General features: G+C 74.6%; 8 protein-coding genes. 2 read left to right on the top strand and 6 right to left on the bottom strand.

From position 1 onward, the window contains the following. Positions 1–47 precede the first annotated feature (47 nt). The 6 genes from WD250_16440 to WD250_16415 all read right to left on the bottom strand — a co-directional run bounded on the left by WD250_16440 (position 48) and on the right by WD250_16415 (position 6,928). On the bottom strand, positions 48–1,679 hold the full coding sequence (locus WD250_16440) for a cell wall-binding repeat-containing protein (protein MEX2621807.1): 1,632 nt from the start codon (positions 1,677–1,679) through the stop codon (positions 48–50). A gap of 64 nt (positions 1,680–1,743) precedes the next feature. Next, the gene (locus tag WD250_16435; protein ID MEX2621806.1) at positions 1,744–3,042 is read right to left on the bottom strand and encodes a YibE/F family protein; all 1,299 of its coding nucleotides are present in this window, start codon (positions 3,040–3,042) and stop codon (positions 1,744–1,746) included. Further along, positions 3,039–3,953 carry a mechanosensitive ion channel family protein gene (locus WD250_16430; GenBank protein MEX2621805.1) on the bottom strand — a complete coding sequence of 305 codons (915 nt, stop codon included), beginning with the start codon at positions 3,951–3,953 and terminating at the stop codon, positions 3,039–3,041. Before WD250_16430 ends, WD250_16435 begins: the two co-directional genes overlap by 4 nt. 47 nt (positions 3,954–4,000) lie before the next feature. Next, positions 4,001–5,401: a peptidoglycan DD-metalloendopeptidase family protein gene (locus tag WD250_16425; protein ID MEX2621804.1), complete on the bottom strand. Its 1,401-nt coding sequence runs from the start codon at positions 5,399–5,401 to the stop codon at positions 4,001–4,003. A 31-nt stretch (positions 5,402–5,432) separates the two neighbouring features. Next, complete coding sequence (gene pheA, locus WD250_16420; protein ID MEX2621803.1) at positions 5,433–6,356, bottom strand: prephenate dehydratase; 924 nt, start codon at positions 6,354–6,356, stop codon at positions 5,433–5,435. Further along, on the bottom strand, positions 6,353–6,928 hold the full coding sequence (locus WD250_16415) for a DUF4446 family protein (protein ID MEX2621802.1): 576 nt from the start codon (positions 6,926–6,928) through the stop codon (positions 6,353–6,355). Before WD250_16415 ends, pheA begins: the two co-directional genes overlap by 4 nt. Positions 6,929–7,043: 115 nt before the next feature. Between WD250_16415 and larB the strand changes: the two genes are divergently transcribed. Both larB and larC read left to right on the top strand, forming a co-directional pair. Then, complete coding sequence (larB, locus tag WD250_16410) at positions 7,044–7,691, top strand: nickel pincer cofactor biosynthesis protein LarB (GenBank protein MEX2621801.1); 648 nt, start codon at positions 7,044–7,046, stop codon at positions 7,689–7,691. A 7-nt stretch (positions 7,692–7,698) separates the two neighbouring features. Then, positions 7,699–8,905 (top strand): nickel pincer cofactor biosynthesis protein LarC (gene larC / locus WD250_16405; GenBank protein ID MEX2621800.1); only part of this gene is annotated, 1,207 nt, incomplete at its 3' end.

The raw sequence follows: 8,905 nt of genomic DNA, 5'->3' as shown, positions 1-8,905 counted from the left end.
GTCGCTGCGCGACCGCCCCCACCGGCACAGCAGAGCATGTCCACGGGTCAGGAGATGTGCTCGGCGAGGCGGCCTCTGGCGTCCTCGCTGACGGCGGCCGTCCCGCCGATCACCCGGCCCGACTCGATGATGTCGGCGTGCTCGGCCAGCCAGTCCGCCAGGCGCTCGTCGCGGCCCTCGTCGGCCCCGTCGAGCAGGAGCAGCACCTCGCCCTTGGCCGCGACCACCGGCGCGGCCGCGAGCGCGTCGGCGAACGTGCGGCCGGTCGCCGCCCAGACCCGACCCACCGAGACGCGGCCGTCGAGCAGGTCGGTGACGACCGCGGCGGCGGTCATGTAGCGGTCGGGTCCGGCCAGGCGCCGGACCGCGGTCGCGTGCGTCTCGATGGTCTCGAACACGGCGTCGGGCACCACCGCGGTGCCCCCGATCACGGTGGCCTCCTCGACCTCGTCGAGCGCCGCCGCCGTGGCGGGCGGCACCGCGTCCGGGTCGACCAGCAGGACCGGCGCCCCCGTGACGGCCCCGTGGTAGCCGGCGACCAGCGCGTCCGGCCAGGCGCGATCCTCCTGCTCGTGCATGCCCAGCGCCACCCCCGCTGCCCTGGCGCCGCCAGCAGCGCTCCACACCACCTCGGCGATCGCCACCGCCGTCTCGTACCGGTCGGCGCCTTTGAGGGGGTCGACGCGGCTCGGCGCCAGACCGGCCCGCTCGACGAGGTCGCGTTCGGGCTGCACGCCCACGGCCGCCTCGCCGCCGATCACGGTGGCCCGGGTCGCGCCGAGCCGCTCGATCTCGTCCACGACCTCCTGCTCGAGGCTGGACGCCATGGTGGTGAGGACCGGCCCGCCGTACTGCGCCGCGAGGGGGCCCGCGGCGACCGAGTCCGCGAACGAGCCGGCGGCCGCCACCACCACGTGGTCGGCCTCCTCGAAGCCGGCCTCGGACAGCGCCACCGCGGTGGCCACCCGGTGGGGCCCCGACACCCGGTCGACCAGCAAGGGGTCCGCCTCCGGCCCGGCGCCGGGGCCCGGCGCCGCGGGGTCGTCCCGCGCTCCGGCGGCGACGGGGTAGTCGCCGCGCGCCTCGGCGTCCACCAGCGACGCGTACGGGTTGATCCGGTTCGAGCCGTAGGGGTCGGTGACCCGGTCGTCGTGGATCTCGAAGTGCAGGTGCGGCGACCCGCCGGCGGCGTTCCCGGAGTCGCCCAGGTACCCGAGGTGCTGCCCCCGGGCGACCGTGTCGCCCTTCCGCAGCCCCGGGGCGAGGGCGGTCGACGGTCCACCGCTGTTGGGCCCGAGGTGGTAGTAGGCGTACATGCGCCCGTCCGTGCCGCGGATCTGCATGCCGTAGCCGGCGGTGGCGTGCTTGGCCGCCGGGTCCTGACCCGGCATCCACACGATCTGCCCGCCCTGGGCGGCGTAGACGTGCTCGCCCATCGTCCCGAAGATGTCGGTCGCCCGGTGGGTCCGGGTGCCGCCCCCGCGTGCCCCGGCGTAGTCGTCACGGTAGGTCGCGCCCTGCGCCGTGGGGAAGGTGATGTCGACCACCTGGCGGTAGTCCGACGACCCGTCGGCGGACCACGCCGAGAAGCTCGGCGGTTCCGGGGTGGCGGCCAGGCTCGCCGGCGCGAGGCTCAGGACGAGGACGCCCACGAGCACCCACGACGAGAAGCGTCTCATCAGGGGCATCGTGACAGGGTAGGGCGCCTGGGCCCCCGTCGCCCATTCGAACATGGCCATATGGTCAGTCGGGCGGCGGTGCGGCGGGCTCGGCGGACGGGTCCGGCTGCGCGCGCTGGGAGGACCGGGCGGACTGGGTGGGCTGGCCGTGGGTGTGGCCGGGTGCGCGGGGTTCGGCGCCGGCGGCCCGCGGCTCGGCAACGACCAGCGCCGCCGCGAGGGCCGTGGTGATCGGCACGGCCGCGATCAGGCCGAGGGAGCCGACCAGGGTGCGCACGATCTCGACCGCGACGATCTCGGAGGTCAGGATGTCGAAGAAGCCGTCGACGCCCGTCGCGAACAGGATCAGCAGCGGCAGCGCCGCGCCGGCATAGGCCAGGAACAGCGTGTTGACGGTCGCCGCGATGTGGTCCCGGCCGACGTTCAGTGCTCCCCGGGTGAGCGCGGCGAACCCCGCCCGTGGGTCGGCGCGGTGCAGCTCGAAGACGGTCGAGGACTGCGACATGGTCACGTCGTCGAGCACGCCGAGACCGCCGATGATGATCCCCGCCAGCAGCAGGCCCTGCAGGCTCAGCCCGCCGACGGTCAGGTTCGCGAGGCGGGCGTCCTCGCTGGTGAACCCGGTGATCGCAGCCGCCTCCACGAACACGACCGCCAGCAGACCGGTCAACGCGAGCGCCACGGCGGTCCCGACGACCGCGGCGGTGGTCTTCCGGGAGTACCCGTGCGCGAGGTAGAGCGTCACGATCATGATCGCCAGCGCCCCGACCAGCGCCACGGCCACCGGCGACCGCCCGGCGAGGATGGCCGGGACGATGAAGCCGATGATCAGCACGAAGGTCAGCACGAGCCCGATGAGGGCGCGCACCCCCTGCCAGCGGCTGAAGGCCACGACCGCGAGGAGGAACAACGCGGCGAGCACCGCCAGCTGGCGCTCGCGCCGGAAGTCGGCCACCGCGTAGGTGACCGGCTGGCCCGGCGTCTCGATGGCGGCCAGGCGCACCCGCTGCCCGGCTGCGAACAGCTGGCCGGTCTCGTCGATCATCTCGAAGGTCACCGTCTCGCCGGTCTCCTCCAGTCGGGCGGTGATCTCCACGTTGACGGCCTCGGGCAGGAGCCCGAACGTGTCCTCGAACGGGTCGGGCACCTCGGTCACGTCAAGCAGGACCGCATCGACGAGCTCGGTGGTCTGCCCCTGCTCCACGTCCTCCTCGACGGCGACGTCATCGGGCGGCCACAGCACGGCGATCCCGACCAGGGCCAGCAGGGACAGGGCCCCGACGACACCGAGCAGCGTGCGATGGGACGCCCACACCACCCACCGCTGGGTGCCGGGCGGGGCGTCGCCACCGGATCGGGTCATAGGCGCTCTCCCGACCTGGTGATCTCCACTCGCGAGTCCATCACCAGCGTGCGGATCGGCCACGGGATCGTCATGCCGGCGTCCGCGATCGCGCGCTTGACGGCGGCGAGCACCTGGTCCTGCACCCGGCGGCCGGAGATGTTGTCGGGTTCGGTCCAGTAGACGAGCTCGAAGTCCACGCTGGAGTCGCCGAGCTCGGCGATCCAGACCTCCGGGGCGGGCTCGCCGTGCACGCCGGCCACGCCGGCCACCGCCGCGCGGATCACCTCCCGGGCGTCATCGTGGTCGTCGCGGTAGTCCACGCCGACGAGCACGTGCCGGCGTCGCGCCCCGGTGCGCGTGAAGTTGGTGATCGGGCTCTTGAAGACCTCGATGTTGGGGATGAGGAGGATCTCGCCGTCGTAGCTGCGCAGCCGGGTGACCCGCAGGTCGATCTCCTCGACGGTGCCCTCGAGGTCGTTGGTCCCGACCTGGTCGCCTGCGCGAAACGGCTTGCGGGCGAGGAGGATGAGCCCGGCGATGAAGTTCTCCAGGATGTTCTGCAGGGCCAGCGCCACGGCGATACCGGCCACACCCAGCCCGGCCAGCGCGGGGCCGATCGGCACGCCCGCCACGGCCAGCGAGAGCAGGACCGCCGCGATGATCAGCGACAGGCGGACCAGGCGACCGACGAGGCTGACCGCCATCGGGGCGGCGCGCGTGCGCCCGAGCGCCCGCTCGGCCCCGCGGGCCACCCAGCGCGCGACCAAGAACCCGAGGGCACCGAGGACGAGCGCGAGCGCGACGAGCGGCAGCGCGGCGACGAGCTCCAGGTAGAGGTCGCTCAGGGTCCGCAGCGCGGGGTCGAGCGCGTCGTCGGCTTCCAGGCGACCGCGTTCGGTCGCGCCGGCCCGGAGCAGGATGGGGAGCACGCCGGTCAGGCTAGCCGCCCGGGGGCGGGGTCAGGCACGCCTCGTCCTCACCCGCAGACCCGGCGCAGCAGCGGGTAGGGGTTGACGGCGGCGCCCCCGCCCGGATGGTGCTCGAAGTGGATGTGGGGACTGGTCCCGCGGGCGTTGCCGGTGTTGCCGTTGGAGGCGATCAGCTCCCCCGCACCAACCCGCTGCCCGGCGCCGGCGACGAACCCCGAGAGGTGCATGTACCAGTAGCGGTCGCCGTCGTCGCCGCGCAGCGACAGCCACAGCCCGGCGCTGGACCCCGTCCGGGTCCACTCGATCGTACCGGCGGTGATGGCGAACACGTTGCCACCCATGGCCCCGAAGATGTCGGTGCCCCGGTGGCGGCGACCACCGCTGCGGGGAGCGCCCCAGGTATCGGTGAACGACCGGGGATGGGCCTGCGGACAGGCCATGCCCCCACGGCCGGCCGGCGCGGGCGCGGGGGTCGGGGCCGGAGCCGGGGCAGCCGGGGACGGGGCAGCCGGGGACGGGGCAGCCGGAGCCGGGGCAGCCGGTGACGCCGGGGACGTCCGCCGGGCCGGCGAGGACGCCGGTGACCGCGGCGACGGGCTGGCGCTGGCGGCTGAGCGGCTCGGCGCCTGCCGGCGTCGGGCCGCACGCTCGGCGGCGCGGCGCTCCGCGGCGGCCTCCCGCTGCGCCGCCTCGCGCGCCCGGCGGCGGGACTCGAGCTCGCCGGCGACCTGCCGGGACTCCTGGTCACGGACGGCGATGCCCGACCGCGTCTCCTCGAGCTCGGCGCTCGCCCCCGCGAGCTGGCGGTCGAGCTCCGCCTGGGCGACGCGAGCCTCCTGCGCGACGGACTCCCGGTGATCGACGACCTCGCGCAGGTCCGCACGCCGCGCGGTCAGCCGGCGCCCCACCGCGGCGGCGGTCTCCAGCTCGGCGCGGTCGGAGCGGGTCAGCGCCGACAGGTAGTGGCTGCGAGCGGTCAGGTCGTCCATCGAGGTGCCGGCCATCAACCCGAGGAACTCGTTGGGCACCGACCCGCGGTACAGGGCGCTGACGCGACGGGCGAGGTGCTCCCGGCTGGTGGCCGCGGACTGCTCCAGCTGCGCGACCTCGCGCTCGATCCCCCGGGCCTCGTCCTGCAGGCGGTTGAGCTCACCCGTCAGCCGGTCGACGGCGGCGGTCGCCTCGCCCAACGCCGCCGAGATGCGGGCGCGTCGGGCCTCGACCCGCTCGAGCTCCTCGGACAGGCGGCTGCGCTCGGTGTCGAGCTGCTCCCGGCGCTGGCGCAGCTCGCTGTCGTCAGCAGCGGCGGCGTGGGGGAGCAAGCCGGCACCGAGGACCAGCGCGATCGTCATCGCGACCGCCACGAGCGGCGTGCTCGTGCGGCGAGTGGATCCCCCCGCAGGTGGGATCCGGGCGTCGTGGCGGCCGGCCACGAGCTCACTGGGCATGCCGGCTACCGTATCGAGCGGGGATGGGGCGTCAACCGACCGGCGGCTCCATGCCCTCCATCAGCCCGGCGTACCACCGCGCCGCGGACGTGTAGGCGGCCTCGGAGTCAGCCGGCGCCGGCGTGGTCGCCAGGGCGTCCGCGCGGGGGTAGGACCCCAGGATGCGCAGGTCCGCGACGTGGCGGTGGACGCTGCGCAGCGCCTCGCCGACGCGCGCCTCGCTGATGTGGCCGGCGCAGTCGATGAACATGCAGTACTCGCCGAGCGCCTGCTTGGTCGGACGCGACTCGATCTTGGTGAGGTTGATCCCGCGCAGCGCGAACTCGTCGAGCACGCGCATGAGCAGACCCGGACGGTCCTCGCCCAAGAACACCACCACGGAGGTCTTGTCCGCGCCCGTGGGCAGGGTCAACCGACGGCCGAGCATCACGAAGCGCGTGGTGTTGCCCGGATAGTCCTGGATGTTTGCCACCAGCACCGCGAGGTCGTAGCGCTCTGCGGCGAGGCGCGTGCCGAGCGCGGCGACACCGCGGGTGTTCGCGGCCTCGCGGGCCGCCTCGGCGGTCGACGTGGCCGCCTCCACCGCCACGCCCGCCAGGTGGTCGGCCAGCCACCCGCGGCACTGCGCCAGCGCGTGGGGCTGGCTGCGCACCACCTTGATGTCGGCGAGGTCGGTGCCCGACGGAGCGAGCAGGTTCATCGAGATGGGGATCTCGATCTCGCCGCGCACCACGGCGCCTGCCGGACCGAACGCCAGCGCGTCCAGCGTGAGGTTCACGGACCCCTCGATCGAGTTCTCGATCGGCACGACGCCGGCGTCGACCGTGCCCGCGCGGACCGCGTCGATCACGTCGTCGATGGTGGGCAGCGGCTCGCGGACGGCGTCGGGAACGGCCAGCCGGGCGGCCTCGGAGGTGAAGGTCCCCTCCGGCCCGAGGAAGGCGACCCGGGTCACCGGCTGGTTGCCGGCCGCTGGCTGCGCCCGCGGGGGCTGCGGACGACGTCGCTGCCGTCGCTCCCGCCGGACGGGCCACCGGTGCGCCCAGCCATCGCCAGGGCCTGGTCGATGGCCTCGGTCTCCTCGCCCGACAGGTTGTGCTTGCTGCTCCCGCCGGTCACCGGCTTGACGTAGGTGCGCGTGTCCGTGCGTCCGTTGATAGCGGTGATGACCAGCCCGTCGCCGTGCTCGTCGAGCAGCGCCGACGAGAACGACAGGCGTCCGCCCAGGTCCTCGAAGGCGTCGTAGCGCACGGTGCCGACGCGCGACACCGACGACCGCAGCAGGTCGCGCAGCTCGTCGCTGCGCCGCCCCAGGCGCGCCACCTCCCCGCGCAGACCGCCAACCTCGTCGATGTGCTGCTTGAGCAGCGTGAGCACGTCCTCGCGGCTGCCCTGGCTGAACATGCGGTAGGCCGCACGCACACGCCGCTGGCCGACCAGGGCGAGCACCGACAGCACGATCGCGACCACCCCGACGGCGATCGCGCCCAGGAGCAGGGTCCCGATTGCCTCTGTCGTCAGCTCCACGTCTTCCTTCGCACCTGCCTGTCTGGTCCGTCTGGCCGTCCGCGGAGCCTCGCCGCTCACCGCTTGAGAGGCCTCCGTGCGCTACCGCGATGATAGCCCGTAGGCTCCCCCGAGGATGGAACCCTTCGCCCGCCTGGACCACGGCCGCCCCGCCCGCACCGGCGAGCCGGAGGTCGTGTTCGCCGAGCCGAAGACGCCCGACCAGGTCGCCGCGCTGGTCGCCGAGCTGGTCGCGGGCGGTTCGACGCCGGTGATGGCCACGCGCTGCTCGCCGGCCCACGCCGCCGCGGTGCCCGACGCGGACTACGACCCCGTCTCCCGGCTGCTCGTCGTGCGGCGCAGCGCACCCGACCCGGCCCTGGGCACCGTGGTGGTCGCGAGCGGGGGCACCGGTGACCTGCCAGTGGCCGCCGAGGCGGTCGGGGTGCTGGGCGCGTTCGGGGTGACGTGCACCCTGCTCGCCGACCTGGGCGTGTCCCACCTGGACCGGGTGCTCGCCGTGGCCGAGGAGCTCGCCGCCGCCGACGTCGTCGTCGTGGTCGCCGGGATGGAGGCCACCCTGCCGACCGTGGTCGCGGGCATGGTGGCGGCGCCGGTCGTGGCGGTGCCGACCAGCGTCGGCTACGGCGCGGCGTTCGACGGACTGGCAGCGCTGCTGTCCACCCTGACGTCCTGCGCGCCCGGGGTGGCCGTGGTCAACATCGACAACGGCTTCGGGGGCGCCATGCTCGCCCGCCGGATCCTGCGGGTGCGCACCCCGTGAGGCGCGCATGAGGGTCCTGCACGTCGATCCGTTCTCCGGGGCCAGCGGCGACATGCTCCTCGGCGCCCTGGTCGATGCGGGCGTCGCGCTGGAGGGCATCGTGGCGGTCCTGGCGGGCCTGGATGTCGACGGCTGGGACGTCACAGCGGAGACGGTCACCCGGGCCGGCCTCGGCGGGACCCGCGTGCACGTCACCGCCCGCGAGGACGGCGTCGTGCGCACCTGGGCCAAGGTCCACGAACTGCTCACCGGCGCCCGACTGCCCGAGCCCGTGCGGGCCCGGGCCATGGCGACGTTCCGCCGCCTCGCCGAGGCGGAGGCGCACATCCATCGCCGGGATGTCGACCGCGTGCACTTCCACGAGGTCGGGGCCCTTGACGCCATCATCGACATCGTCGGGGTGTGCGCTGGCCTGGACCTCCTCGGGGTCAGCCGGGTGACCTGCGCACCCATCGCCCAGGGCACCGGGATGACGCGCAGCGACCACGGCCTGCTGCCGGTGCCCGCGCCGGCGGTGCTCGCCCTGCTGGCCGGGGCGCCGACCTACGCCACCGGCGAAGCGGTCGAGCTGTGCACCCCCACCGGCGCCGCGTTGCTCGCCGAGTGGACCGACGAGTGGACCGACCTGCCCCTGATGGTCGTCGACGTCGCGGGCTACGGCGCGGGGGCCCGCGAGCTGGATCGCCCCAACCTGCTGCGCGTCGTGGTGGGGGACACGACGGGGGACACGGCACACGACGGGGGCCGCACACAGGCCCTCGTGCTGGCCACCGCTGTGGACGACCTGTCCGGAGAGCTGGTCCCCGGCGTCCTGGACGCGCTGCGGGCGGCGGGCGCCCACGACGCCTGGGCCAGTCCGGTCATCATGAAGAAGGGGCGGCCGGGCGTGGAGGTCACGTGCCTGTCCGACCCCGGGCTGGGCGACACGCTGCGCGGCGTGCTGTTCACCGAGACCACCACGCTCGGCGTGCGCGGATGGCTGGTCGACAAGTGGGCGTTGGACCGCCGGTGGGTGACCGTCGCCGTGGCCGGCCAGCCGATCCGGCTGAAGGTCGGCACCCTGGACGGCGCCGTGGTCAACGTGGCGCCGGAGTTCGAGGACGCCGTGGCCGCCGGGGCGGCCACCGGCCTGCCCGTCAAGGAGATCCTGGCCCGCGCCCGCGCCGGGTGGACGTCGGGTGCCGACCTGGACGCGCTGATGGCGCCGATCATCG

It is taken from the genome of Egibacteraceae bacterium (assembly GCA_040905805.1).
Lineage (GTDB): Bacteria > Actinomycetota > Nitriliruptoria > Euzebyales > Egibacteraceae > DATLGH01.
Note: the sequence above shows the minus strand (reverse complement) of the source record. Positions and strands in the feature narration are given on the sequence as shown.